Raw genomic sequence first — 25,953 nt, forward strand, 5'->3', positions numbered from 1 at the left:
ACTTCAAAGAAACCGCCCAGTACGAGAGTACGCTGGGTGGTGTGAGAGGACAATGAGGCTGGATTGATCATCCATCCTCATTTCCTACTCGATTGTGGGATATATCTATGGATGGTGTGTGGAATTCGGTGATCGAGTGTGGAGGACTATTGAACACTCTGCCGTCGTAGCGGTTTGTTTATCAGTTAATCATCAGTACATTTGTATTATGTCATCCGTAAAATTATATAGCACCTACGAGGAACTAAAGCATGACCGAGTGAAGCGACCACAGACTCAAGAGGAAAAGCTTCGTCAAATGAAAGCCACCCAATCTTTGAAGAAGTTGAAAAACTTCAAATGACCAATCTCATCTTTTAAAGTGGAAAAGGAATTATCTGATCAGGTTAAAGAACTTTCCCTTTCTCTAAATAATCATGAAGTAGCCTACTTATTTGTAGGAGGAGTAGCTATTAGTTATTACGGAGAACCAAGACCGTCAGCCAATCTGCCGAAGGAGGTGGTATACGATATTGATGTTTGGTATTTAGCGACAAATGAGAACTTTATCAAATTGATCCGAGCTATATCGGATATTAGTCCAGAGTTAAAAGATGATCTAGCGCGTATTGTGTTCGACCCTATGAAGACCTTCATTAAGTTTCATAAAGAAGCATTCCATTTTGATTTTCTCCCCGTGCTAGTAGCTTTCTATCTTAAGGACTTTGATCGATGCTATCAAGACAAAGAATTAGGTGAAATTGATGGTGTGCAAATCCCTATTCTGTCCAGAAAGGATTTGCTTTTGGATAAAGAAAGATTATCAAGGGATAAAGATTTGGCAGATATAGAGAATCTTAAGAAGAACTCGTATCGAGGGTTTTCGAGATAATTTCAGGGTACTTTTTCAGGGTAACTTTAATAGGCGTTTTTTGATCGTTTACTTACCTACTTCCCAATACAAAATATAATGTACGTTGATTATCAGGTAGTTACGTGCTTATAGGTACAAATAAGCAACAAAAACTATCGCTAAACAGCTAAATAAGGGATAAAGAAAGGAAAAATGGAGCGGAGCGGACATAAAAAAACCGCCTCACAAAGGAAGCGGTTTTTATCGAAAACACCAATCGCTTTACGCAACTGTTACAGAGCCTAAATAAGAGCTGTTAGCAACTTTAGTTCCGTCTTCTGATACAAACCCTAAGAAGACTTCAACGTCTTCTCCTGAGTATTCAGAAGGCACTGGAATGGTTGCTGTACCAACTGATCTTGCTGGTCCCGCAGTTGTGAAAACTGCCTCACCTCTTGTGGTATTCAAAAGAGCAATCAGAGCTTTGTCCGTTGCTAAGGCACTACCACTTCCTGAATTGTCTGTCCAGGTCGCTTCTACGTTTCCAGCACTTGGAGAAGAAGCTGCACCATTCGCAGCACCAGTCAGGTTTCCTCTTGAGACCAATGCACTTGCATAGTCTACCATGAAGTTGGGGTAAGCTCCTGTAATGGCATTGTTCAGGTTGTATGACATGGCCGCATTGAATTGCGTCATCTTGTTGGCATACTGCTTAAAACCAACTCTAAGGAAGTCTGTCATTGGCTGCAAGAACTTCAATACAGTTGAGAACTTAGAACGCTGGTCAACCTGACCTTCAGTTCTTGGGTTCGCTACACTGGAAGGTTTGATTCTTAGGTAATCGATGCCCTTCCAAGTTCCACCGATTACATTCCCAACCTGTCCTGAGACACCACCGAGAATACCTTGATTAATTTTTCCCATCTTTTTACGATTTTTTAAGGGTTAAACATTTGCTTGGACTTGACACGGACTTACCATGGATTTGCCCTTCACCATCTAAAATACTACAAGAAACAGGCGAAGATTCATTCTTAGGTGCTGTTGCTTTGGTGTGCTTTATTTTGCCTTTGTTGCCCTGTTCTTTTGTCAGATCAAGAAGCTATCCTGCCCCTGTTTCCTTCATTAGGTTGTGGAATATTGACTGCCTGACAGTATCTATCATTTTTAAGGTGAGCTTGATTTTTTGCTCGTTGACATCCAATAGTTTTAGTGCCTGAATCGACTTTTCAAATGCCTTCTCTTTGGTGCTTGCTTTGACTTCACTTTCTCTTATAACCTTTCGGATCTCGTCAATAGTTATGAATGGAATCACCGAGCCTTTCAAATAGAAATGGAATGACTTAGACCTCCACAGTCCGAAGCATAGCCAATACAGAAACTCTCTATCTGCCTCATTTTCCAAAAGACATACAAAGCAATTCGGGCAAGGTGTGCAAAGAGGTTTTCCACTGTTCAATCCTTTATTCAGGATAAAGAAATGGGGTTTGTTGTAGGTGGTTCCTAGTCTGTGTGTTTTCAAGCGAAACGATTTCATATAGCAAGCCATTAGAATTATGCTCGCTGCGCTTCGCACAGACATTTTCAAAAGAGAAAAGAAAAAAGGGAAAAAAAGAAAAGAGAAAGCTCTTGAAAAGGTGGGTGTGGCACGATTGACAAGGTTTTTGGGAAAAATACTACCCGAAGGGTGGAGGTTTTTATCAAAACCCGTAGGGCTTGACCTTGACAATCCGGTTGTGCGGTGGTCATGTGCGAACCCACCTAACTTTGCTGCTCTCTTTATTTTGATTGTCTGATTTACCCACAACATGAACTTTTACCACCTTCTTGGATTGGTGGGCAAGCTACTGTACCATAAGAGCAATAAACGCAACAATCACCTTGTATGGGTTTAAGTACTTCTTTACAGTTTTCGCATTCATAGAAATACTGACATGCATCTGTTGGCATGGTTTCTTCTTTTTGATGTCCACACTTAGGACAAGTAATTGTTGATTTAAGAACTACTTCACTCATTTTGATTTGTTTACTGATTCTACTTTGTAACCTGTTTTGTCAACAGCCGATTTTACTTTCTCAATGTCTGTTTTAGATTCATCAAAAGTTACCACTGCATTCGCTTTTTCATAAGAAACCTCTAAACCAGAAATGCCAGGTAGTTTTCCAATTTCAAGTTTCACATGTTCTTCACATCCCGTGCAGGTCATTCCAGTAATATTGATTTCGTAGGTTGATTCGAGATTGACATTATCTGATACTGATAGTTTGGTTTCAGGGTAAAAGGCATCCGAGTAATAAGGGAATGCAAGCATGATCGCTGCAAATACCGTCACTATACCAAGGAATTTCTTTGAATGCCAAAAAGAAGGTTTGTCCTCATCACAATTACAAGCAATTTCTTCCTCAGTTCTTGGTCTCAATTTCTGATACCATGCAAAAGCTAAAACGACTACAGTTATTCCAATCAACCAAGGTCGAAAAGGTTCTAACCAAGAAAATGTTGCGGCTACTCCGCTTGATCCTGCAAGTAGTGCCAACACTGGGGTAATGCAACAAAGTGATGCACTAATAGCGGTCAGTACACTTGTCATTACTAATGAGCTTGATTTCTTATTCGTCATATTGTTGATTCTTTTTCTGGTGTTAATAACCCTAATATTGGATTCAGTATGAGGTCGTTTGATTCGGAAATAGAGTAGAATATTGTTTGTCCTACTTTGTTTGTTTCAACCAGTCCCGCATCTTTTAGCTTTCTCAAATGCTGAGAAATGGCAGGAACTGTCATGCCCAGAATATCACTTAGATCACATGGACACATTTTGGATTCCTTGTCCAATAGAAACAGAATTTTTAGTCGTACCTCATTGCCAGCAAGGTTAAGTGCCCTTGCTATTCGGTTTACTGCATCACCTACTTTTTCAATGTCTTGCTTACACTGCTTGATCTGTTTTTCATCAGCATAAACTCTAATACATGTTTTGGTCATAATGAATCGTATTTAAGTGATTACTTAAATAAACGCAAAGAAAAGAAATTTAGTTTAATGTTTAAGCAAATACTTAAATACAAGAGTCATTGACATGCTTAAATGTAATTGCTGTGTGAACGCAGGTAAACTAAGGCGTAGCCATTTATGCGAGCCGCCTGCGAGTGGAGCAAGGGTGGTGGCTGCAAAAGCCCGAAGAATGAGGGCGGCAGACAGCTACCGTTTACGGCAGGGCTGGCGTGATTTTTTGCTTTAGGGTCGGGAAAGGCAAGGGTAGCGATTGAACGGAACGGAACGATTTGTTGGGTGGAATGGAGCAATTACTGGCTGTTATTAGGGTTGGAGTATTTGACATTTTAATCAATTCACCAAATACTAATTGAAGGCATAACAGACGGATTGCGAAATGGAACTGTGTCGGCTCGTTGAGTGAAATGAATGAGCTACTCTTGTGTGGGGTGCTGAAAGTGGCTGAATGCAAGGAAAGAGGAACGAGAGACTGAAATGAAGCTACTGTAGGCACTGGATTAACTGCAAAAAGCATGACAGCCCGATTAGCCCGCAGCGACCCGCAGGCGAGCAAAAACACATGCAGCGACAGACCCCCAATTTAATTCTTCTGTGAGTACAGCGAACACCTTATTGGGGTTTGGGGGGATGAAGTAGCTGCAAGTGAGGATTGAGAGTAGTGTGTGAAGCAAAACAAGTGAACGGCAGGTGGTGAGCACCTACTGGAGCACAAACCACCTGGTAAGTGAACGGTATATGCAAGGGCGACCGAAGGGAGTACATTTTACCCTTGCAGATATGTTTTTGCGGAACAAAACGGAACGATTGACGAACACCGCTTTACCTGCGTTGGGGTGTGCGTTGGGAAAAGCAAGTGTATGACTGAATGGATTGGAGTGCAACGGAAAGGAATGAAGGAGTGCTCTTGCTTTGTGGTGCAGGAAGTGGGTGAATGTAAAGAGTGAGGTACGAACGAATGCAATGAACCTACTGGAAGCACATGGGTGAGGGTGGGGTTATTTCGCTAATCTTAAAATCCTTGTTGCTCCTCTAAATACAATAATGAAAACAACAGAACCAATAACTAAGTCAGGTATTTTACTTTCAAAATAGTAGACTAAGCCTCCAGCCAAAATTACACCTAAATTGATGATAATATCATTGGAAGTAAAAATTGCAGAAGCTTGCATGTGTGCTTCTTTGCTCTTCGCCTTTTGAATCAGGTAAAGTGAAACGGAATTTGCCAAAAGAGCTAAAAAGGATATGATAATCATGTTTTGAAAAATCGGTATGCCATCAGATCCTACAAAACGTCTAATGACTTCCAATAAACCAAATAGAGCTAATGACATTTGAAAGTACCCACTTAGTTTAGCTACTTTCTTTTTACGAATTAATGTTTGACCTACTGCCAGTAAGCTTAATGCATACACTAACGAATCTGCTAGCATATCCAAAGAATCTGCCACCAACCCCATAGATTTAGAAATCAAGCCGAATAGCATTTCAAGAACAAAAAAGACAAAATTGATGATAAGAACAGCCCAAAGGATTTTTCGTTGGTTGCTTGGGTCTGATTCTACATCAATTACTACCTGTGATTGTGTGTTTGATATTAGTTTTGAACCTAATTTTAGTTCTGCTAATATCCTTTCAATTTCCGTAGTATTGCCAATGTGAAATATGGTTAGTTTCCTTTGAGGTATCTCAAATTCAAGTTGTTTGATTTCGTTTATTCCATCCAATTTCATCCGAATCATTTGTTCCTCAGAAGGGCAATCCATTTGTGATATTTTGAATACAGATTTTTCCATTATAAAAAACAAAGGTTTTTTTTTCACCTATCAATATCAACTAATATTGAATCAAAGTAACTAACCAAAAGAGTTTTTTTTAGCGAATCCAGTTTGGCTTCTGAATGAAGAAATAGGTAGGATGGCATTGGCATTTTATCGTTATCAATTTGACTTAGAATTGATTTTAGTTTTGTCCGTTTCATTCGATTTGATAGAAGACCAAATTCTGATAGGTTTAATTCAGATTTTCCTTCTGAAATATGATTCTGTAAAAGAAAGCCTATAGGTTGAACATTACTGTACCATGGGTATTTGGTTTGGTTGCTATGACAATCATAACAGGATGCTCGGATAATATTTCCAATGACAACTGGAGACTCGTAATGCTCAATAAAATCAGCATTGGTAACTGGTTCTATTTCATTGCGTTGGACGGGGACAAATTGAATCCCCACCAACACAATAAAAACTACCCATAGAGATAATTTAAGCCGTTTTTTCATTTCATTGAAATGGTTTCTTTCACCGAACCACAAGTCAGCATTTTGCTGCCAAACAATGGGTTTTTGATCTCTTGAGAATCACTCAGCCAACTACCCCCTTTTCCCTTGTCGTACATCGGGCAATACTGTTGATAAAGTGTTCTGTCCGTTCCTGTGATTGCAAGCAAGTCCATGAAATCTTTTGCCATGCCTTCAAAATGCTCACGTTGATGAGCTATTTCGCTTTTTGCAATGTGTTCACCATGTTCTTTTACTACTTCCAATATTTCCTTAATCTCGGACTGCTTGGATGCTTCAAAAGTGTTAAGGTCTATACTTGAAGACGTTTCTGCAAGTTTTTGACCTGCGCTGGCAGCCGCTCTTGAATCGTCTTGAACCAGGGCATTTTTAATTACCAGGTATTGATCGATTAATTGAGAAATGGACTTATTTTCACTCGTTTCCACAACTGAACCATCTGACATTTCATCCTCTGCTTTATGATTCATGGCACTATGATCATGGACACCATTTCCATTTTCATGATCGGTAGATTTTTTATTGGCACATGCAATTAATGAAAATGAGATACTTGCTAATAAAGCGAGTGTTAAGATTGAATTTGATTTTTTCATTGTATTAAAATTTAGAAGTTAAACATTTGAATTAGTGATAAGCCAAGAACGATGAAGGATATGATACCCCATATTATTCTGGAAGCCCATTTTTTAAATTTTGAGGGAGGTGCATTGTCTCCAGTTTTGCAACACTCTTTCATTTTATTGTTTTGGTGTTTTCGCCACAAGAAAGCATTGACTCTCCGAAATAAGGATTTTGAATTTCTTTATCCAGACTCAACCAATCTGCTCCTTTGTTAGAGTCTGCCATTGGACAATGCTGAACATAAATAGCAGTGGATATTGGATCAAAAGATTCTGCTGTTGCTATCATTGAATTGGATATGCTGATGAACTTTTCTCGAATGGCTTTGATGTCACCAAGATGCTCGATGTGCTGTAAAGCTGCTTTCAAAACAGTTGACTGCTGCATCCATTGCGAGTGTGCATCTGCCTTAAAAAGGTTCATATCAACTTTACCTAAGGCGCTGTACAAAGCTGCGCCAGATGCTTTAGCTTCTTCAAAATCATCACTAGCCAACGCAACTTTCAATTTGAAGTAATTGTCAAAAATTGGTTGTAACGATTTTTTTGCATCTTCTGAGATTGTGGTTCTTTTGGATGAAACAGGCATTGTTTCCATATTTGAATTGGTATTTCCTCCATGGTTGTGACCAGCCATGGCTACACCTCCTTCCGGGTTCATCATACTTGGTTTGCCTGCTAATTGTGCTGCTGCATCAATACTGAAGGTACCATTGATTGCAATTTCTTCACCAGGCTGCAAGCCATCTTCAATCACATAACTTTCACCTAATTCTGGACCCAAAGTAACTTCTCGCATGATGAAACTTACACCTTGAGCTGACATTTGCATCACATAAACTACAGAGCGTTTGCCCGTCCACATTACAGCAGTTTTAGGGACAGTTAAGGATGTATAATTGGTATTGGTTTTTGCTTCTATCGTTCCAGTTGTGAACATTTCTGGTTTGAGCATTAAACCTTTGTTTGTTGCTTCAAGTCTTGCTTTTGCCACTCTGGTCTTTGGATCGATAACAGGATCGATGTAGCTAATTTTTCCTTTAAATGTTTTACCAGGTATTGATTGCACTGTGTATATCACCGCATCACCTTTGTTTATCCAAGTCATATCTGTCTCATACACATCAAAAAGCACCCATACTTTAGATAAGTCCGCTATTTCATATAAGGCTTCCCCTTGTTTGATATAGTCACCCAGATTGACCATTTTTTTAGTTACATATCCTGAAACATTGGCGAGAATTGGAAACTGTTCTATGGTCTTATTTGATTTGACTATCTGATCAATCTGTTTGTCTGAGAGTTTCCAGTTTTTCAATTTTTCTTTGGCAGCATTAAACAATGCAGGCTGTGTTTCTTTTATTTTTTTGGCTTCAAACAATTCTTCTTGTGCAGTCACCAATTCAGGGGAATACACATTTGCCAAAACCTGACCTGCCGACACAAATTCTCCTGTAAAATTGACTGAAAGCTTTTCAATCCTGCCTGGGATGTGTGAAGATTGGGTAGATAGCAAACGTTCATCTGCCTGTACTTTTCCATTTAGACGAATTGATTTATCAGCCTTACCCTTATTAACCACCATAGTTTGAATCTGTGCCAACTGCATGGCAGTTGGTGACATGCTCACTGCCATAGGGTCTAATTCACCATCTGTGGATTCCAAAGGAATCAAGTCCATACCACAAATAGGACAATCGCCTGATTCACTCTTCCTGATCTGTGGATGCATAGAGCATGTCCAAATTGTTTCGGAATCTGCCATTGCAGTATGGTTATGTTCATCCGTTTGGTTTTCATTGGATCTTCCGAAAATTATCCAGCCAAGTAGCAAGCCGATAGCCATTGTGCTTATGGCTATAATTACTGTTGTTTTATTTATATTTTTCATCTTAATTCTTGATTTGTCTTTTTAATAATTGTGCATTGAAAGCAACTATCACAGTGCTAAGGCTCATTAGAACCGCACCGATGGCAGGGCTGAGAATAATCCCAACACCTGCCAAAACACCAGCAGCTAAAGGAACGGCTACAATGTTGTAACCTGCTGCCCACCATAAGTTTTGCATCATTTTTTTGTAAGTAGCCGCACCGAAAAGAATCAAATTGGCAATGTCTTTCGGGTTACTGTTGACCAAAACAATATCAGCCGTTTCGGCTGCTACATCTGTGCCCGAACCAACGGCAATCCCCACATTAGCCTGTGCAAGAGCAGGGGCATCATTTACACCATCACCCGTCATGGCTACAAATTCACCTTTTTCCTGAAGCTCTTTAATGATGCGTTGTTTGTCTTCGGGGAGTACTTCTGCATAGAAGTTGTCCAAAGAGAGTTGCTGGCTAACTGCTTTTGCCACTTGCTGGTTATCACCTGTTGCCATGTAAACTTTTATACCTCTCTCTTTTAGCGTATTTATTGCTGATAAAGATTCTGGTCGAATTTCGTCTGCAAGGGCAATGTATCCTGCCAATGAATTGTCAATCAAAACAAATACTACCGTTTCATCCTCTGTTTTAAAAGCATCAGCTGGAGTGTCAAATCCCTGCTCTGTAAGCATTCCTGGACTAACAATTTTGATTTCCTGTCCTTTTAGGTTTGCCTTGATTCCTTTTCCTGTAATATTTTGGAAGTTCTCAGGCTCTTGTAAAGTCAAATCATTTGCTTTTGCCTTACGAACGATACCTGCCGCTATAGGATGCTCAGAACTATTTTCTATAGACGCAGCAATTTGAAGTAATTCATTGTCCGAGTAATTGTCTAAAGTACTTTTAAACCGTGTTACCCCAAATTCACCTTTGGTTAAAGTGCCTGTTTTGTCGAATATGATTGCGGTTAGTTTCCTTGCATTCTCAAATGCTGTTCGGTTTCTGATCAATAATCCATTTTTAGCAGAAACAGCCGTGGAAATGGCCACTACTAAAGGGACAGCTAAGCCCAAAGCATGAGGACATGAGATAATCATGACGGTTACCATACGTTCTAATGCATATTCAAAGTCTTTACCGAGGCTCAACCATACTACAAGTGTGGTCATACCTGCTCCTAAAGCGATGTAGAATAACCATGCAGCGGCTTTATCTGCCAGATTTTGGGTTTTGGATTTCGTTTCCTGAGCTTCTTTCACCATTTCTATCACCTTAGACAAGTAGGAATCTTTGCCCGTATGCTTCACTTTGATTTTTAAGGTGCCATTGTCATTGACCGAACCACCAATAACCTGATCATTTCTATGTTTGGTTACTGGTTTTGATTCCCCAGTAAGCATGGATTCATTTACATGACTTTCACCTTCCAATACGATACCATCAGCAGGGATTTTTTCGCCTGGTCTTACCAGTATGGTGTCATTGCCTTTTAAATTATCAATAGGCACATCTTCATGCTCCCCATCTTCTTTAATTCTGCGAGCTGTTGAAGGCATCATTTTGGCCAATTCCTGCAAGGCATTGGAAGCTCCCATAACGGATTTCATCTCTATCCAGTGGCCTAATAGCATGATGACGATTAAGCTGGCGAGTTCCCAAAAGAAGATTTTGCCACCAAGTCCAAATACTACAGCTGAACTGTAGAAATAGGCTACTGAAATAGCTAAAGCAATCAAAGTCATCATACCCGGAGCTTTCTTTTTTACTTCATCTGCGAGACCTTTTAGGAATGGCCAACCTCCATAAAAGAAAATAATGGATGAAAGCACGAATTGAACATATCGATCACCATTGAAGCGAAGTTCATAACCGATTAATCCCTGTATCATTGGTGCAAGCACTACGATAGGCAGGGTGATGACTAAAGAAATCCAAAAGCGTTTTTTGAAATCTTCAATCATGTGGGCATGATGTCCCTGGTGATGGTCATGAGATTCATGGCCATTATTATGATTACTATGGTCATGGTGTTCATGACTATGCTTGTGATCTTCGTTTGTATGATTATGATGTTTATTTTCCATGATTATTTCGATTTAGCTGTGATATAATCCAGTTCTGCTAATGCGATGTGGTATTCCGACAAGGCAGTAGCTTTCATTTTTTGATACTTTAATATTTGTTGTTGCATCCTAAGTACTTCTTCAAAGTCTTTTCCCGAAGTGCTGTAAGCAGAGAATAAAAGGTTTAATGATTGCCTAGACTCCTGTATTTGTTCTTCGTATAACTGTATCAACTCAATCTGTTTTTGGATCTCGAACCAAATCATGTCATAGGAACTGATTAGCCTGTTAGCAGCTTCTTCTCTTTGCAGGGAATAAGATTCTTGCATGAGTTGAGCTTCTTTTTGTGCTGCTTTATATTTTCCTCTGAAAATTGGAAGGCTCACAGACACCATTGGCATAAATACATCTTGACCATTATCAGGTAATGACACATCCGTACGTTGACCTACGATTACATAATCTAAGCCTACACCAAGTTTTGGAAGACCCTGCTTGATTGCGGCTTGTTCACTTGCTTTACTTGCTTCAATTTTCAACTCCAATTCATCAAGAATAGGATTGGACGCGAGTAACGAGTCTTTACGATAGTTTGCAGGTAAACTAAAAGTGAATAAAGAGTCCTGAACAACAATATTGTCGTCATCAGACCGATTCAAAAGCTTATTAAAACGAGTTACAAGAGGTTTTTGCTTTTGTTCCAGTATAGACAAATTACTAGTTGCATCTTTGAGCATAATATCCACCCGCAATACATCTACCATTGAGCCTTTATCGTTTTGAAATTGAATAGTGGCTATCTCTTTGTATGAGGACAGGATGCGTTGATTTTCTTCTTCAATGGAAATCAACTTATGCAGCTCATAGAGTGGATAATATGATGCTGATACTTGGTAGTACAATTTGTTTCGGGCATCTAAAAACTCTTGATATGTTGCTTCTGCCATTAAAGTAGCAGCATCTTCCTGGGCTTTTAAAGTGCCGAACCATGGAAACATTTGTGTCAAAGAAAACCTTGCTCGTTGCGGCCCCACTCTTGTTTCCACTGGAGACACGAAATAACCGAAGGAAAGATTGGGGTCTGGCAAACTGCTAACTTGTGTTACTTTTTGCATAGCAGCTTCAAAGGATTTGTATTTAGCCTGCAATCCCGGATTGTTTTCTGCCGCTAACTTGAAATAGTCATCTAACGACTGAGCATTTGTTAATGTGGAAAAGCCAAATGCCGTGAATATGATTATGATTATTTTTTTCATGATTGGCCTTTTGAAATTTTACGTTCTTCTCTCCAGCAGTAAATCACCGGAACTATGAAATAAGTGATGGCAGCAAATAGCATCCCACCAACAGCAGGCAATGCCATGGGTATCATAATATCTGAACCTCTACCAGTAGAAGTGAGGATAGGTAGTAAAGCAATGATGGTCGTGGCAGTTGTCATTACTGCTGGCTTTATTCTGCGCTGTCCTGCTTCCACTGTTGCTGCTCTTATTCCTTTTATATTATCTGTTTTATTTCTATCAAAGCTTTGATCCAGATAAGTAGCCATCAATACTCCATCGTCAGTTGCTATTCCAAAGAGGGCAATAAACCCAACCCAAACGGCCACACTCAGATTAATGGTGTGTATTTGGAATAAATCACGAAAATTTGTGCCGAAGACTGAGAAGTCTGCAAACCAACTTTGCCCATAGAGCCATAGCATGATAAAGCCACCGCTAAAAGCCATTGCAATACCTGTAAATACCATTAATGAAGTGGATACCGAACGGAACTGGAAATAAAGAATGAGAAATACAATGCCTAATACCAAAGGAACAATGATAGAAAGTCGTTTTTCTGCCCTCACCTGATTTTCATAACTCCCTGAAAACTTATAGCTCACACCAGCAGGTACGGTCAGTTCACCTGAATCAATTTTATCCTGAATCGTGCGTTGAGCATCGTTTACCACAGTGACTTCCGAGAAACCATCACGTTTATCAAACAGTACATAGCCAACCAGAAAGGTTTCTTCACTTTTTATCGCTTGTGGGCCCCTTACATATTCAAAGTCAATGATTTGAGATAATGGAATTTGAGCACCTGTGGGTGTCGGCATTAGTATTTTACCCAATGCTTCCGGGTCATCCCTCAATTCTCTTGGATAGCGAACCCTTACAGGAAATCGTTCACGGCCTTCTACAGTAGAGGTTATTTTCATTCCACCAATTGCGGTTTCTATGGTCTGTTGAACATCCTCAATGTTCAATCCGTATCGCGAGATTTCATCCCTATTTATGTTGAGGTGTATGTAGGGCTTACCTACAATTCTATCCGCAAATACTGCTTCTGCCTTTACAGAAGGCACTTCTTTTAGAACATTCTCCAACTGCAATCCAAAGTTCTCTATTGTTTTCAGGTCAGGGCCATATACCTTGATTCCCATAGGAGCTCGCATCCCTGTTTGGAGCATGACCAACCGAGTTTCAATCGGTTGAAGCTTAGGTGCTGAGGTGACACCTGGTAGTTTGGTGGCTTTTACTATCTCATTCCAAATATCATCGGGAGATTGAATGTGATCACGCCAATTGCGGTAATACTCGCCATTATCATCTGCAATTAATGCAGTCGCTTCTATGCCCTGTTCCAAACCTTCTTTGTTAGTAAGGGCATCTCCCGAAATAGTAATGAACCGATTGTCTTTGTCCACCTTAAACCTTTGTCTATGTCCTTTTTTGTTTAGGATGTATTCTGACTTGTAATTGATGATGTTTTCGTACATCGAAATAGGGGCTGGGTCAAGGGCTGATTCTACCCGTCCGAGTTTACCAACCGTTAGCTCTACTTCGGGGATACTGGTTAGTAGCATATCCAACTGGCCTACTATCTTTCGATTGAATGTTACTCCGGAATGAGGCATTGAGGTTGGCATCAACAGAAAGCTGCCTTCATCCAGAGAAGGCATAAATTCCTTTCCTATACCTGGAAAGGTTTGGGACATGGCTGACCATCCTTTGGTCTGATCCAAATTCCATCCAACCTTCTCAAAACCCTTGGAGACAAAACCAAAAACAGCATTGAAGCCAAGCCAAATATTTGCACCTAATAGGATGAGTATAGTCGGGATAATCAAAAACTTGATTTTGTTATTTAAACACCAAGTGAGGATTTTTTTGTATTGAAATTCCAATAGCCTAAACGCACCGAGTATAACACCGACCAATAGGGCAACAAAAACAAAGTTGAGGAGAAGGGATTTAGATGCACCTAGTGGTAACCAATATTTTGCCAGCAACCAAATGACTCCCAACAGGACAATGATTAATTCCGCATACTTGAGTAAGAACTTTATTACAGTCGGAAGTGAAGCATTTTTGAGCTGTTCAATGTTTTTTACAATACCGATGATTCCAAATAGAATTAGTAACACTCCCGTCCAAACCTGTCCAATAAAGAGGCTTATAATTCCAATAAGTACTAAGCCGTAATGACCATACTTTCTTAAAAACTTGTTTTTGATATTGAATCCAAAAAACCAATGTGCCAGCGTTGGTAAAATCAGCAATGAAACGATCAATGCAGCTAAAAGGGCAAAAGTCTTTGTAAAAGCCAGAGGACCAAACAGCTTGCCTTCTGCTGCCTGCATGGTAAATACAGGGACAAAACTCACAATTGTGGTAGAGACAGCCGTTAATATCGCAGTGGCCACCTCTGATGCTCCATTGTAAATGGTATCAATTAGTTTTTGGCTTGGTGGGGCTTCATCAATATGCTTGATGATATTTTCAGAAAGAATAATACCTAAGTCCACCATTGTTCCGATGGCAATGGCTATTCCTGATAGTGCTACAATATTCGCATCGACACCAAAGTATCGCATGGCAATAAACACCATGAGCACGGCAATGGGCAAAAGGCTGGAAATAAGGAATGAAGCTCTTAGGTTATATACCATCACAATCACCACCAGAATGGTAATGAGAATTTCCAGCGACAAGGCTTCTTCCAGTGTACCTAAGGTTTCATAGATCAATTCTGAGCGATCATAAAACGGGACAATTGTAAGCTGGCTTTCTCTACCGTCAGCCAATGTTTTCTTGGGAAGGCCGGGTGCTATTTCAATAATTTTGGCTTTTACATTGTTGATGACCTGCAAGGGATTCGCTCCATATCGAGCTACTACAACGCCACCTACTACTTCAGCACCATCTTTGTCCAAAATACCTCGTCTTGTAGCGGGGCCAAGAGATACTACACCAATGTCTTTTATCCTTATAGGCACATTGTCTTGTACTGCAACTACTGCCTTTTCTATGTCTTCTACTTTCTTGACATATCCTAAACCACGAACTAAATATTCAGCCTGATTGATTTCTATGGTCTTTGCACCAACATCCTTATTGGATTTTTGTACTGCCTGCATGACTTTATGCAAGGGGATGTTGTAGGCTTTCAAAGCGTCAGGATTTACATCAATTTGGTATTCCTGAATAAAACCGCCAATGGAAGCAACTTCTGAAACGCCTTCTGTTGCATTTAAACCATACTTCACATAGAAGTCCTGAACTGTGCGGATTTCGTGCAAATCCCAACCGCCAGTTGGATTTCCGTTTTTGTCCCTTCCTTCAATGGTGTACCAATACACCTGCCCTAAGGCGGTGGCATCTGGGCCCAATGCAGGCTGTACGGCATCAGGGAGTAAGCCAGAGGGTAGTGAGTTGAGTTTTTCGAGTATTCTGGAACGTGACCAATAGAACTCTACATCTTCGGAGAAGATGATATAAATACTGGAAAAACCGAAGATGGATGAACTTCTGATAGATTTTACTCCTGGGATACCTAATAAATAGGTAGTTAAAGGATAAGAGATTTGATCTTCAATATCCTGTGGTGAACGGCCAGCCCATTGGGTAAAAACGATTTGTTGGTTTTCTCCTATGTCTGGTATGGCATCTACCGGAACGGGATCAGAAGGCAATGCACCCACTTGCCATCCAAATGGAGCAGTTACAATTCCCCAGGCTACAAAACCTGTAAGGACGAGAACAGTGACCAACTTATTCTCTAAGAAATATTTTATGATTTTATTGAGCATAATACAATTGAATTTGATTGAACAGAAAAGAATTGTTCAATGGCAGGAAATGCCACTATGCTCCATAGTCACAAGACCAGGAACATCAAATTGTACTATGCGGTTTAAATTAAAAAGGTCTGAAAAAGGACTTGAATATCCTTATCAGGTATGGGAGGAGAGTAATAAGTGTTATGAACAAAAGCTTGATCAGCAAATAGAATCGGCTGAACAAACGAATGAACAAAAGCAACGAAGAAAGTCGGGTTAACCTCAGTTGAGAAGGCTTGAAGATTTGCATTCTCATCTAATTGAAGTACCTCATGTTGATTTTCACAACAGGGTTTAGGTTTTACCTGTTCTTCTGAGGATGGTTCTTTTTTGCAGTCTCCATCCATGTCGGACATTCCGCAATCAGGATTATGAAGCCCGATTGAAAAAGAGGTCTCAACCGCTACGCCACCACAAAAATGTGTGTTCATAGAGAAACCCACGCTGGAAAACAACATGAGCAAAGCAAGCGATATGGAGATTATTCTTTTCACCTAAAGCAAAAATAGGAAATTAAAAGAAGCATGTTTTATAAAATTTTGACTTTTGTTTACAAGATTCGGTTTTGAAGAAGCATAATCAATGACATGCCTATCATTGAAAGGTCTTCAACAATTGTAACTGTGCTCATTGGTAAGTTGAAAACATCCCCTAAACAAGCGCATTTAATCTTTCTCTTATCCAAATTACTTTTTATTACCCCTATACTACTTATACCTAAGATTAAGAAGGTACTCAAATTGGTAACTAATGGGGCAATATTAGTTAGGTAAAGAAGTCCGAGAGCCAACTCAACAAAAGGGTATATGTAACCCCAAGTCTTCCATTTAGCAGCTACAATGTCATACATACTGTATGAATTGGCAAAGCCCTGTATGTTTAGCAACTTGAAAAAAGCAAAGACAATGAAAAACCCTGCCATAAAATGACGCATCCACAACATCCCCGAAAATTCATTGAATGGGTATTGGCTCAAAGCTGTTACCACAGCAATGAACCCTACAATAAGGATCAGTGGTTTGTAGGTGGTAATGGACTTCTCAGCGAGTGGTTCTTGTTTTTTGATCTTAGGGAGCGGAGCTTGTACGGTCTCTTGATATTCTTCAGAAATGGCATAGTTCCCTACCTTTTTTAATGCCAGATTAATTTCTCCAAGGTCTAAAGATTCATCGGAGATAATCTTTGCCTGTGGGTATTCCAGTTGAATAGCGGCTTCTTGTATCTCTTCGATTCCATTGATCGTTCTCTTCACTTTGGCCAAACAGCCAGTGCAAGTCATTCCGGTAATTGTATATTCTTTGGTCATCTTGTTATCGTATTAATTGTCACGATACAAAGATGATCGGTAAGCTGCTTGTGGCTGTTACACAATTTTGAAAAAGGCTTATGAGATTTTGATCACAGCTGATCCAGTGATTGCCGTCCCGGATTTCTCATTTTCTTAAAAGCTGTGGGGGTCATGCCCGTCTCTTTTTTGAATTGGGCGGATAGATGGGCTACACTGCTGTAGTCCATTTGATGAGCAATCTCTGAGAGCGTTAGCTCATTGTAAAAGATGAGCTCTTTCACTCGCTCTACTTTTTGTTTAAGGATAAACCGCTCAATAGTGACTCCTTCGACAGAAGAGAAAAGCCTGCTGAGAGAAGAATACTCCTGGTGCAGTTTATCAGCTATTAGGGTAGAGAAATTGATATTTAAGGCTTCTTTGTTGTGATGAATTTGATCTACAATGATCGCTTTGATCTGTCCGATCAGTTTCGACTTTTGATCTTGAAGCAACTCAAAGCCTCGTGCTGCCAGTAGTTCCTCCAGCTGTGATTTCTGATCACTCGTGATGTTGTTTGGTGTATGAACTTCTCCGAGTTCAATGGAGGAGGTTTCTATATTCAGGTTATCCAAAATGTCCTTCACTGTGTCAATACAGCGAGGACAAACCATGTTTTTTATGTAGAGGGTGTTTAGCTTCATTTTGTTTTAATCTGATATTTTTTCATCACTTATCAAATGATTTGATCAACAATCCTCCAACTCACAGTTTTCACCCTGTGCTTCAAACTCTATGGTAATGTGATTAATCGATTCATCTTTTAATTGTGTTCTTACTTGCTCTTTGAGCTTAGCTTGTTCTGAAAGTTTGTAGTCTTTATCTAGTCGAAGGTGAAGTGTAAGAATGTTGTACTGGCCGTCCATCGACCATGCGTGGCAGTCATGGATGTCAGTAACTTTTGATATGTTCTTGAGCTTTTGCCGAATGTCGTCAATGGAAATTTCCTCGGGAATGCCCTGAAGAATTACTAAAAGGCTCTTTTTGAGGTTTTTGTAAACATTGTACAAAACAAAAAGCGAGATTAGTACTGAGAGTAACGGATCTATAAATGGTGCATCTGTATACATCATAATGACACTACCTATAAGAACGGCCACCCATCCCAAGACATCTTCTAAAAGATGTAGTGAAACTACTTTTTCATTCAGAGATTCTCCTTTTCGGAGTTTGAAAACAGCTGCACCATTTACTACTATTCCCAAAATCGATAGATAGAGCATGCCTTCAACATTTGTTTCCCCAGGATTAAAGAGTTCAGGAATCGCTTTTGTCAGGATGAATATTGACCCTGCCACTAACACAATCGAATTGATTATCGCACCAAGCAATGAGAATCGTTTGTACCCGTAAGAGAATGTCTTGGTTCTACCTTTCTTGGATAGCTTCTGAAAGTACCACGAAAGTCCTAAACTGAGGCTATCTCCTAAATCATGCAGTGCATCCGACAGGATAGCCAAACTATTGGTATAGAGACCACCAATGATCTCAATGATTGTAAAGGCAAGGTTGAGAAAGAAGGCTACTTTTACATTGCCCTCTGAATGATTATGTGAATGATTGTGATTATGTCCCATAATTATTTTGCAAGTTTTAGTATTCTGATCGCACCCCTCATTACTAAGGCAAAGACAATTCCCCCGATGGCCAGATCCGGCCATTTACTATCCAGCCAGTAAACCAGCATACCCGCCAGCATCACTCCACCATTTACGATAATGTCATTGGAAGTGAATATGGCGCTGGCTTGCATGTGAGCTTCTTCGCTTTTAGCTTTATTGATCAGCCAGAGTGAAACCAGATTACCAATAAGGGCTAATGCTGATATGATAATCATCCATTGAAACAGCGGTGTTTCGCTTTCGCTGAAAAACCTGCGCAAAACTTCTGAAAAACCTAACAGAGCCAATCCCATCTGAAAATAGCCACTGATTTTGGCTACTTTCTTCTTACGAGAAATAGCTGCACCGACAGCAAATAAGCTCAGGCCGTAGACGATGGAATCTGCCAGCATATCCAGCGAGTCAGCCACCAGACCCATAGAGCGGGATATCCAGCCGGTAGTCATCTCTATCACAAAGAACCCGAAATTGATTCCCAGCACCCACCACAATATTTTGCGCTGGTGAGAATCGTCAGAAGCCAGTGGCAACTCAACTTCATCTTCCGTATTTTCCAACCGGTCATTGAGTTTGAGTTCACTGAGGGCCTGATAGATATTGTCCACTTCTCCCGTGTGATATACCTCCAATTTACGATTGGGAATGTCAAAAGAAAGCTGCTTTACCTCTTTATAAGGTTCCAGCTTCATACGAATCATCTGCTCTTCTGAGGGACAATCCATTTTGGAGATGTGGAAAGTCGATTTTTTCATACTTCCTGTTTAATTGGTTTCACGCCTGCCTTTTTGAATATTTCTCTGATCTCATGAGGCATATCCATTAGCATTAGAGGTGGTACATCAGCCCCTCCAGTATTCCCCACCGGAATATGACCAACAAAAGATTTAACTCCTCCAACCAATAGTCGAGGAATCTGGCCAATCACTTCTTTCGTGTTTTTAATATGGATTCCGAACAAGAGCATTTTCCAGTGTACATAACTGTGATGGTATGGGTACGCCTGACCGATAATGTGTGCCCGCTCTAAATGATGCCATGCCGATTGAAGTTGCCCTGCATCGAAATACCTTTTGTATTCCACTAATTCTTGATCGAAGTATGGGGCAAGGCTTTCTGGTATTCTAGTGTAAAACTTCATGATTCAGGTTATTTAATGTTCATGTTCTGTTTCTCCCTTTTTCATTTCCGATACGAGATAGTACGCATTATTCCAAGCGACTTTAGCCCCTTCAGGTAACTCTTCCAGGAGCTTGATTTCTATCCATCCTTCATCGGTAATACCTGTTCGAATTTCAATGGGGGTAAACTCCCATTCTGCTTCGCCATCTTCTTCATGAGCTTCCGCCATGAAAATGTAAGGCTTGCCTTCTTCTTCTATAATGGCTTCTGAGGGAAGTGCGTATACCTTCCTTCCTGCGGTATGAATTTTACCATTGATGTACATGCCCGGTATAAGAAAATTTTCTTTGGTTTTGATTTCGGCATGGATATGTACCGCCTTAGGGTTTTGTTCAAATTTTTTACCGACAGAATAAATCACGGCTGTAAGTTGAGAATCTGGTACTGATTCTATAGTGAAAGAAATTTGCTGACCTTTCTTTACCTTATAGATGTCTTTTTCAAACACCATCAGGTCGGCATGAACGTGATCCGTATTGACGATCATGAACATCTCTGACTGAGGATCTACAAATTGACCAATCTGAACTTTTACTTTTTCAATGTAACCACCTATTGGACTTACAACCGGAATCTGCTGGTATATCTTTCCGGTCTGAATTTTCGATTCATTCAAACTAAGCTGTCTTAACTGCACTTCATACCCCTTCACTTCTCCCTTCATGCCTTGATATTCAGCTACGGTTTCTTGGTATGCTTTTCCAGAACCAACCTCTTCCTCATACAGTCGCTTCTGCCGTTGCATTTCCTTTTCTAAATACTGTAGGCGACTATATGCCTTGATGTAATTGCTTTGAAGCTGTGACAAGTTTGGGTGTGAGATGTAAGCGAGGATTTGTCCTTTACTGACTTTATCACCCTCAATTACCTTGATAGAAGTGATGTTTGCACCAAGTATGGCCGTAACAGTTGCCTCATGTTGAGGTGGCACTTCCAATTGCCCATTGGCCTCTATAACGCCTGAAAGTGCTTTTAATGGAACCGTGTCAATTTTAAACTCCAGGCTATTAAACTTCAATTGTGACAAGTGAACAGTACCTACTGATTCTTCACCATGTCCTTCTTTATTTTCATGGGAAGTTTCTTCCGTGTTATTAGCAGACTTGTTTCCGCAACCTGTAAATACCGATACCATCAGTATCAAGGTCAAGGTGTATATGATTTGATTTTTCATGTCTATTATATTTTCAGGGATCATTGATCCGTATATTTTAGTTTGATTTTTTTAAGAAGTACTCCAACTGATAGCGGCTTTCGAGATAGTTGCCAAAAGCTTTCCATGCATCCACTTCCATGCGAATGGCATCCCGGATGTTTTGCAGGAAGGATACATAATCAATGGCTCCTGCGCGATAAGCAGTGATAGCTCCTGCGCGTTGTTCCTCAGCAAGAGGTAGAGCCTTATTCCGGTAATATTCCCAGGAGTTTTCCCACTTCAAATACTGTTCGCTTGCATTCTGATATGCTGCATTCAGCTCCAATTGTGTCTGGAGTAAGTTCTGATTAGCTATCTCTCGTTGAATTTTTGCCGCCTGTGTTCTACCGAGTTCCGGTCCAAACAAGAGCGGAATTCGAATGCCAATTTGATATTGATAGAACCCGGACTGTCCGGCAATTTGCTGTCTACCGTACTGACCCTGCAACTGTGGAAGAAATTGCGATCGCTTTTCTTTGACCAAAGCATCGGCAACTCCCAATTGTTGCTGAGACACATCTAATAGTGGATGTCTTCCCAGGGAATCAGATGTGTAGACAAGTGGCTGATCCAGATCACTTGCTGGAATGTCAGGAACAGTGAACAACGAGTCGCTGACAAACCATATGTTGAGCTGCTGTAGTGCACTCAAATAGTCTCGATATGCTTGTTCCTTTTGTATTTGAACTTGATTGGCCTGATTGGAAGTAGCCAAGTATTCTAGCCTGGATGTTTCTTCTGTTTCCAGTCTGATCTTTGCTGCCCGATCTATATCAGCGAAAATGGAGTCTAATTGCTCATAAACTGAGTAGGTGTTTTTGGTTGTAAACACCCGTGCCCAGGCTTTACTCACTTCACGCTCAAGCTCTATGGTTGTAAGGCCAAGTAAGGATTCAGCCAGTGCCACTCTTTCCCTTTGCAGCTTTAGTTTAGGAGCAATGCCAAAAATATCAATGTTTTGTTGCTGAATACCTATTTGAGTAACTACACCATCTGAGCCATTCCCCACTTCTTCTGCTCCTGTAAATACCTGCGTATTACCCAAGTCCCAGGCGGTTTTCTTCAATGCCTCTTGGTTCTCTATTTCCAGTTGTGCTGACTGAATTTTAGGGTAGTTTTCTATAGCTCTTTTTCTCGCATGTTCTAGGGTAATCGTTGGAAGATTGTTGCTCTTGGTCTCTTGAGCGTTAGCAAAAGAAGGTGCCGCGAAAAGCCCACTACAAACAATCAATGCGACAATCACATTGGCATTTGGAACTTTTAATCTTCGCTCATTTCTACCTTCTACAAAAGTGTAAAGCACAGGAAGAACCACAAGCGTCAGCAGAGTAGCCGTAAGCATCCCACCAATCACTACTGTAGCCAAAGGACGTTGCACTTCCGCTCCGGCAGATGCTGAAAATGCCATTGGCAGGAATCCGAATATGTCAGTGGTTGCTGTAAGCATAATAGGTCTGATTCGTTCTTTTGTCCCTGTTAGAATTCTTTCTCTAATACTGGTTACTCCTTCCTCTTTCAATGAATTGAAGCGGTTGATAAGTACCAGTCCATTAAGTACTGCAACTCCGAACAGTACAATGAATCCGACACCTGCCGAAATACTGAATGGCATATCTCTTACCCATAAGGCAAACACACCTCCAATAGCTGCAAGTGGAATGGCGATGTAAATCATGATGGATTGGGTAAATGAACCCAGAGCGAAATAGAGTAAAACGAAAATGAGGAACAGAGCTATTGGCACTACGATGGACAATCTGCTCTTTGCTCGTTCTAGATTTTCAAACTCTCCTCCATAGGTTATATAGTATCCAGCCGGCAAGTCAAGCTCAGCATCTAATTTTTGCTGAATATCTTTCACAACCGACTCGACATCTCTGCCTCGAGTGTTCACTCCAACATACGTTCTACGGTAGGTGTTGTCTCTAGATATTTGCATCGGTCCTGGCACATAGCTTATATCAGCTACTTCCTTTATAGGTATTTGTGTCCCATCCGGCAGATCAATATATAGGGTTCTCAAGTCATTGATACTTTGACGGTGTTCATTGTCAAAGCGTATCACCAGATCAAATCGCTTCTCGCCTTCAAAAACCACTCCGGCCACCCCACCTGCAAAAGCGGAGCTGACATACTCATTGAGTTTTTGAATATCCAACCCGTATTGAGCTACTTTATTTCGATTGTAGCGTACAGTCATTTGGGGAAGTCCCGATGTGCGCTCCGGATTGACATCTCCAGCACCCGGAACAGTCGAAATGATATCCGCCATCTCCTGAACTTTAATTGCCAAGATTTCCAAATCCTCACCGTAAAGCTTTACAGCAATATCTTCTCTTACTCCTTCAAGCAATTCGTTAAACCTCAACTCTACGGGTTGAGTAAAGACCAGATTAACACCAACCAGTTGTTCATCGAGTATATTCTTGATTCTATCAATTAGCTCGTCTTTACTATTTGCCGACACCCATTTGTTTTTGTCTTTTTCGAGAATGATGTACATATCTGCAATGTCCATGGGCATAGGATCTGTAGGAATATCTGCAACTCCTATCCGTGCTGTTACCGTTTTTATCTCAGGAAAACTTTTAAGAAGAAGTTTTTCAATTTTTATTGAGACCTCTTTGGACTCGGTCAGTGAGCTTCCCGGTCTGATCAATGCCTGCATAGCAATATCTCCCTCATCTAATTGCGGAACGAATTCACCTCCCATTCGGGAAAAAGTAAAGCCTGCAATTCCAAGAAGTAAAACGGCTATCAGGATTACTATAGCCTTGAATCGTAAAGCACTTTTCAAAACTGGAAGGTAGGCTCGTTGAATCCCTCCAATAATTTTGTCACTAACTTTTTCCAATGATCTTTCGAAGCGGCCAAACCAATTCTTTTTGTTCTGAACAGGCTTCATAAGCAGTGCTGACATCATGGGTACATAGGTTAGACAAAGCACGATTGCCCCGATCATAGCAAAACCAAAGGTGTATGCCATCGGTTGGAACATCTTGCCTTCAACACCTGTAAGAAACAGAATAGGAGCGAAAACAATGAGAATGATAATCTGACCAAAAAAGGCTGAACCCATCATGGTGCTTCCAGACTCATAAGCTACCTCATCCATTACCTTCTGATTGAATCCAAGCTTACCTGCTCTAATTCTTTTCTGGATTTCGTAGACCGTGCCTTCAATGATAATCACAGCTCCATCAATGATAATCCCAAAATCAATGGCACCAAGGCTCATGAGGTTAGCCCAGACATTGAATTGCTTCATCAGGATGAATGCAAAAAGCAATGAAAGCGGAATGGTAGTAGCCGTGATTATGCCACCACGCAAACTGCCCAATAAAATGACGAGCGCAAATATGACGATGAGCGCTCCTTCAATCAAGTTGGTTTTGACCGTGCTGGTAGTTCTGGAAATGAGGTCACTTCTGTCTATGATGGTATTGATTTCCAACCCCTCAGGAAGTGACTTTTCAACCTCTTTCATCCGCTCTTTCACATTCTGTATGACTGCATTGGGGTTAGAGCCCTTTAGCATCATGATAATGCCACCTACTGCTTCTTCACCGTCTTGGGTAAATGCTCCATAGCGCACTTGATGACCAAAATGAACATTAGAAGCCACATCGCCTATCGTTACAGGAATGCCATTTTCGGTTTTGACCACAATCTTTCGAATGTCTTGCAATGACCGAATCAATCCTTCTCCTCTTATGAAGTTGGACATTCTATTCTTCTCAATATAAGCCCCCCCGGTATTGACATTATTTCTCGCCAATGCCTCGTACACCTGTGAAATACTCACATCCATGGCGTTCAGCTTGTCGGGATTGATGGCTACCTCATACTGCTTGATGTAACCTCCAAAGGAGTTGACTTCAACTACTCCATCCAATAGTGTGAGCTGTCGTTTTACAATCCAGTCCTGGATGGTACGAAGGTCAGTTGGCGAGTATTTTGTTTCAAAGCCCTCCTTAGTTTGAATGGTGTATTCGTAAATCTGACCCAAGCCTGTGGATATAGGTCCCATGGTCGGGCTGCCGAATTTTTCAGGTATGGTCTCTTGCAGTTCATTGAGCTTTTCTTGCACAAGTTGGCGCGGCAGATAAGTACCCATATCGTCTTCAAAGACGATTGTCACCACAGATAGCCCAAATCGTGAGATGGAACGAATCTCATCCACACCAGGAAGATTGCCCATTGCAAGTTCCACGGGATAAGTGACAAATTGCTCAATATCTTCAGTAGCCAGGTTAGGTGATACCGTCATCACTTGCACCTGGTTATTAGTGATATCCGGAACGGAACCCAGATTGACTGTGGACATGGAATAGAATCCCGCACCTACAAGCGCAAGTGTGAATAAGCCCACAATAAATTTGTTCTTTATCGAGAACAATATGATTTTATTGATCATGTAAGAAATGATTTAGTATCAGTTAAAATGATTCTGTTTTTGATCCTTTGAGTAAGATCGATTGGACGGAATTGTCCTTATGAAACTGATATTAAACCTGTGGTGGCTGTAGCAGTGAGCCGATAAACCCTGATGTTATCGGGGCATTGTAGGCACTTCTTTTAAGGGGAAATATAAGCGCGCCTAATTCACTTATGAAGATTTGCTGAACAATCAGGTGTGAATGGCAGCAATTACAGACACAGAAAGGAGAGCACAAATCCTCTGATTTATTGTGATCATGATCTGATCCCGATTCTTCATATGAAATTTCAACACTATCCGGTTCGGTTTCATCCGCGCAGGGCACTAGTGATAGTCCTAGCAGGAAAAAGGATAGTATGATAGTTAGAAATTTCACTATGCAACAATAA

Annotated in this window: 22 protein-coding genes; 1 reads left to right on the forward strand and 21 read right to left on the reverse strand. The window is 40.6% G+C overall.

Features of this window, described 5'->3' with window-relative positions; translation table 11 throughout:
- Window positions 1-361: 361 nt before the first annotated feature.
- A complete protein-coding gene (locus C7460_RS18155; protein WP_115869560.1) occupies window positions 362-871 on the forward strand; it encodes a hypothetical protein in 510 nt (169 codons plus the stop codon).
- A 243-nt stretch (window positions 872-1,114) separates the two neighbouring features.
- Here the strand turns inward: C7460_RS18155 and C7460_RS18160 are convergent, their stop codons facing one another.
- From C7460_RS18160 to C7460_RS24570, 21 genes are all read right to left on the reverse strand, one after another.
- Window positions 1,115-1,756: a DUF6266 family protein gene (locus tag C7460_RS18160; RefSeq protein WP_014022308.1), complete on the reverse strand. Its 642-nt coding sequence runs from the start codon at window positions 1,754-1,756 to the stop codon at window positions 1,115-1,117.
- 178 nt (window positions 1,757-1,934) lie between these two features.
- Window positions 1,935-2,642: a DUF6943 family protein gene (locus C7460_RS24565; RefSeq protein ID WP_394340434.1), complete on the reverse strand. Its 708-nt coding sequence runs from the start codon at window positions 2,640-2,642 to the stop codon at window positions 1,935-1,937.
- The gene (locus C7460_RS18175) at window positions 2,630-2,848 is read right to left on the reverse strand and encodes a GDCCVxC domain-containing (seleno)protein (RefSeq protein ID WP_014022306.1); all 219 of its coding nucleotides are present in this window, start codon (window positions 2,846-2,848) and stop codon (window positions 2,630-2,632) included. The genes C7460_RS24565 and C7460_RS18175 overlap by 13 nt, the downstream gene beginning before the upstream one ends.
- Window positions 2,845-3,453: a mercuric transport protein MerTP gene (gene merTP / locus C7460_RS18180; protein WP_115869563.1), complete on the reverse strand. Its 609-nt coding sequence runs from the start codon at window positions 3,451-3,453 to the stop codon at window positions 2,845-2,847. Before merTP ends, C7460_RS18175 begins: the two co-directional genes overlap by 4 nt.
- Window positions 3,450-3,818: an ArsR/SmtB family transcription factor gene (locus C7460_RS18185; protein ID WP_115869564.1), complete on the reverse strand. Its 369-nt coding sequence runs from the start codon at window positions 3,816-3,818 to the stop codon at window positions 3,450-3,452. The genes merTP and C7460_RS18185 overlap by 4 nt, the downstream gene beginning before the upstream one ends.
- Window positions 3,819-4,843: 1,025 nt before the next feature.
- On the reverse strand, window positions 4,844-5,641 hold the full coding sequence (locus tag C7460_RS18190) for a cation transporter (RefSeq protein ID WP_014022303.1): 798 nt from the start codon (window positions 5,639-5,641) through the stop codon (window positions 4,844-4,846).
- A gap of 23 nt (window positions 5,642-5,664) precedes the next feature.
- Entirely contained in the window at window positions 5,665-6,126 is a 462-nt protein-coding gene (locus C7460_RS18195) for a heme-binding domain-containing protein (RefSeq protein ID WP_115869565.1), read from the reverse strand.
- Window positions 6,123-6,740 (reverse strand): DUF3347 domain-containing protein, encoded by a 618-nt coding sequence (locus C7460_RS18200; protein WP_115869566.1) that lies wholly within the window; start codon window positions 6,738-6,740, stop codon window positions 6,123-6,125. The genes C7460_RS18195 and C7460_RS18200 overlap by 4 nt, the downstream gene beginning before the upstream one ends.
- A gap of 139 nt (window positions 6,741-6,879) precedes the next feature.
- Window positions 6,880-8,658, reverse strand: coding sequence for an efflux RND transporter periplasmic adaptor subunit (locus C7460_RS18205; RefSeq protein ID WP_115869567.1), 1,779 nt, complete (start codon window positions 8,656-8,658; stop codon window positions 6,880-6,882).
- 1 nt (window position 8,659) lies between these two features.
- Window positions 8,660-10,717: a copper-translocating P-type ATPase gene (locus tag C7460_RS18210; protein WP_115869568.1), complete on the reverse strand. Its 2,058-nt coding sequence runs from the start codon at window positions 10,715-10,717 to the stop codon at window positions 8,660-8,662.
- Window positions 10,718-10,719: 2 nt separating this feature from the next.
- Window positions 10,720-11,952 carry a TolC family protein gene (locus tag C7460_RS18215; RefSeq protein ID WP_115869569.1) on the reverse strand — a complete coding sequence of 411 codons (1,233 nt, stop codon included), beginning with the start codon at window positions 11,950-11,952 and terminating at the stop codon, window positions 10,720-10,722.
- The gene (locus tag C7460_RS18220; protein ID WP_115869570.1) at window positions 11,949-15,773 is read right to left on the reverse strand and encodes an efflux RND transporter permease subunit; all 3,825 of its coding nucleotides are present in this window, start codon (window positions 15,771-15,773) and stop codon (window positions 11,949-11,951) included. Before C7460_RS18220 ends, C7460_RS18215 begins: the two co-directional genes overlap by 4 nt.
- A 104-nt stretch (window positions 15,774-15,877) precedes the next feature.
- A complete protein-coding gene (locus C7460_RS18225) occupies window positions 15,878-16,297 on the reverse strand; it encodes an HYC_CC_PP family protein (RefSeq protein WP_147303019.1) in 420 nt (139 codons plus the stop codon).
- 56 nt (window positions 16,298-16,353) lie between these two features.
- Window positions 16,354-17,109: a heavy-metal-associated domain-containing protein gene (locus tag C7460_RS18230; protein WP_115869572.1), complete on the reverse strand. Its 756-nt coding sequence runs from the start codon at window positions 17,107-17,109 to the stop codon at window positions 16,354-16,356.
- 92 nt (window positions 17,110-17,201) lie between these two features.
- Window positions 17,202-17,771: a helix-turn-helix domain-containing protein gene (locus C7460_RS18235; RefSeq protein ID WP_115869573.1), complete on the reverse strand. Its 570-nt coding sequence runs from the start codon at window positions 17,769-17,771 to the stop codon at window positions 17,202-17,204.
- 45 nt (window positions 17,772-17,816) lie between these two features.
- Window positions 17,817-18,704 carry a cation diffusion facilitator family transporter gene (locus tag C7460_RS18240; protein WP_041935341.1) on the reverse strand — a complete coding sequence of 296 codons (888 nt, stop codon included), beginning with the start codon at window positions 18,702-18,704 and terminating at the stop codon, window positions 17,817-17,819.
- Window positions 18,705-18,706: 2 nt separating this feature from the next.
- Complete coding sequence (locus tag C7460_RS18245; RefSeq protein ID WP_115869574.1) at window positions 18,707-19,501, reverse strand: cation transporter; 795 nt, start codon at window positions 19,499-19,501, stop codon at window positions 18,707-18,709.
- Window positions 19,498-19,887, reverse strand: coding sequence for a DUF3703 domain-containing protein (locus C7460_RS18250; protein WP_115869575.1), 390 nt, complete (start codon window positions 19,885-19,887; stop codon window positions 19,498-19,500). The genes C7460_RS18245 and C7460_RS18250 overlap by 4 nt, the downstream gene beginning before the upstream one ends.
- Window positions 19,888-19,899: 12 nt before the next feature.
- Window positions 19,900-21,102 (reverse strand): efflux RND transporter periplasmic adaptor subunit, encoded by a 1,203-nt coding sequence (locus tag C7460_RS18255; protein ID WP_115869658.1) that lies wholly within the window; start codon window positions 21,100-21,102, stop codon window positions 19,900-19,902.
- 37 nt (window positions 21,103-21,139) lie between these two features.
- Window positions 21,140-25,540, reverse strand: a complete 4,401-nt coding sequence (locus tag C7460_RS18260) for a CusA/CzcA family heavy metal efflux RND transporter (protein ID WP_115869576.1) — start codon at window positions 25,538-25,540, stop codon at window positions 21,140-21,142.
- A gap of 91 nt (window positions 25,541-25,631) precedes the next feature.
- The gene (locus C7460_RS24570; protein WP_394340435.1) at window positions 25,632-25,940 is read right to left on the reverse strand and encodes a DUF6660 family protein; all 309 of its coding nucleotides are present in this window, start codon (window positions 25,938-25,940) and stop codon (window positions 25,632-25,634) included.
- Window positions 25,941-25,953 lie beyond the last annotated feature (13 nt).

The sequence above is a fragment of the Marinoscillum furvescens DSM 4134 genome, assembly GCF_003386095.1.
Classification (GTDB): domain Bacteria; phylum Bacteroidota; class Bacteroidia; order Cytophagales; family Cyclobacteriaceae; genus Marinoscillum; species Marinoscillum furvescens.

What these genes read in the sequence shown, in the direction of transcription:
- C7460_RS18160 (WP_014022308.1), bottom strand. Translation starts at nt 1,756, where the DNA reads ATGGGAAAAATTAATCAAGGTATTCTCGGTGGTGTCTCAGGACAGGTT.
- C7460_RS24565 (WP_394340434.1), bottom strand. Translation starts at nt 2,642, where the DNA reads ATGTTGTGGGTAAATCAGACAATCAAAATAAAGAGAGCAGCAAAGTTA.
- C7460_RS18175 (WP_014022306.1), bottom strand. Translation starts at nt 2,848, where the DNA reads ATGAGTGAAGTAGTTCTTAAATCAACAATTACTTGTCCTAAGTGTGGA.
- merTP (WP_115869563.1), bottom strand. Translation starts at nt 3,453, where the DNA reads ATGACGAATAAGAAATCAAGCTCATTAGTAATGACAAGTGTACTGACC.
- C7460_RS18185 (WP_115869564.1), bottom strand. Translation starts at nt 3,818, where the DNA reads ATGACCAAAACATGTATTAGAGTTTATGCTGATGAAAAACAGATCAAG.
- C7460_RS18190 (WP_014022303.1), bottom strand. Translation starts at nt 5,641, where the DNA reads ATGGAAAAATCTGTATTCAAAATATCACAAATGGATTGCCCTTCTGAG.
- C7460_RS18195 (WP_115869565.1), bottom strand. Translation starts at nt 6,126, where the DNA reads ATGAAAAAACGGCTTAAATTATCTCTATGGGTAGTTTTTATTGTGTTG.
- C7460_RS18200 (WP_115869566.1), bottom strand. Translation starts at nt 6,740, where the DNA reads ATGAAAAAATCAAATTCAATCTTAACACTCGCTTTATTAGCAAGTATC.
- C7460_RS18205 (WP_115869567.1), bottom strand. Translation starts at nt 8,658, where the DNA reads ATGAAAAATATAAATAAAACAACAGTAATTATAGCCATAAGCACAATG.
- C7460_RS18210 (WP_115869568.1), bottom strand. Translation starts at nt 10,717, where the DNA reads ATGGAAAATAAACATCATAATCATACAAACGAAGATCACAAGCATAGT.
- C7460_RS18215 (WP_115869569.1), bottom strand. Translation starts at nt 11,952, where the DNA reads ATGAAAAAAATAATCATAATCATATTCACGGCATTTGGCTTTTCCACA.
- C7460_RS18220 (WP_115869570.1), bottom strand. Translation starts at nt 15,773, where the DNA reads ATGCTCAATAAAATCATAAAATATTTCTTAGAGAATAAGTTGGTCACT.
- C7460_RS18230 (WP_115869572.1), bottom strand. Translation starts at nt 17,109, where the DNA reads ATGACCAAAGAATATACAATTACCGGAATGACTTGCACTGGCTGTTTG.
- C7460_RS18235 (WP_115869573.1), bottom strand. Translation starts at nt 17,771, where the DNA reads ATGAAGCTAAACACCCTCTACATAAAAAACATGGTTTGTCCTCGCTGT.
- C7460_RS18240 (WP_041935341.1), bottom strand. Translation starts at nt 18,704, where the DNA reads ATGGGACATAATCACAATCATTCACATAATCATTCAGAGGGCAATGTA.
- C7460_RS18245 (WP_115869574.1), bottom strand. Translation starts at nt 19,501, where the DNA reads ATGAAAAAATCGACTTTCCACATCTCCAAAATGGATTGTCCCTCAGAA.
- C7460_RS18250 (WP_115869575.1), bottom strand. Translation starts at nt 19,887, where the DNA reads ATGAAGTTTTACACTAGAATACCAGAAAGCCTTGCCCCATACTTCGAT.
- C7460_RS18255 (WP_115869658.1), bottom strand. Translation starts at nt 21,102, where the DNA reads ATGAAAAATCAAATCATATACACCTTGACCTTGATACTGATGGTATCG.
- C7460_RS18260 (WP_115869576.1), bottom strand. Translation starts at nt 25,540, where the DNA reads ATGATCAATAAAATCATATTGTTCTCGATAAAGAACAAATTTATTGTG.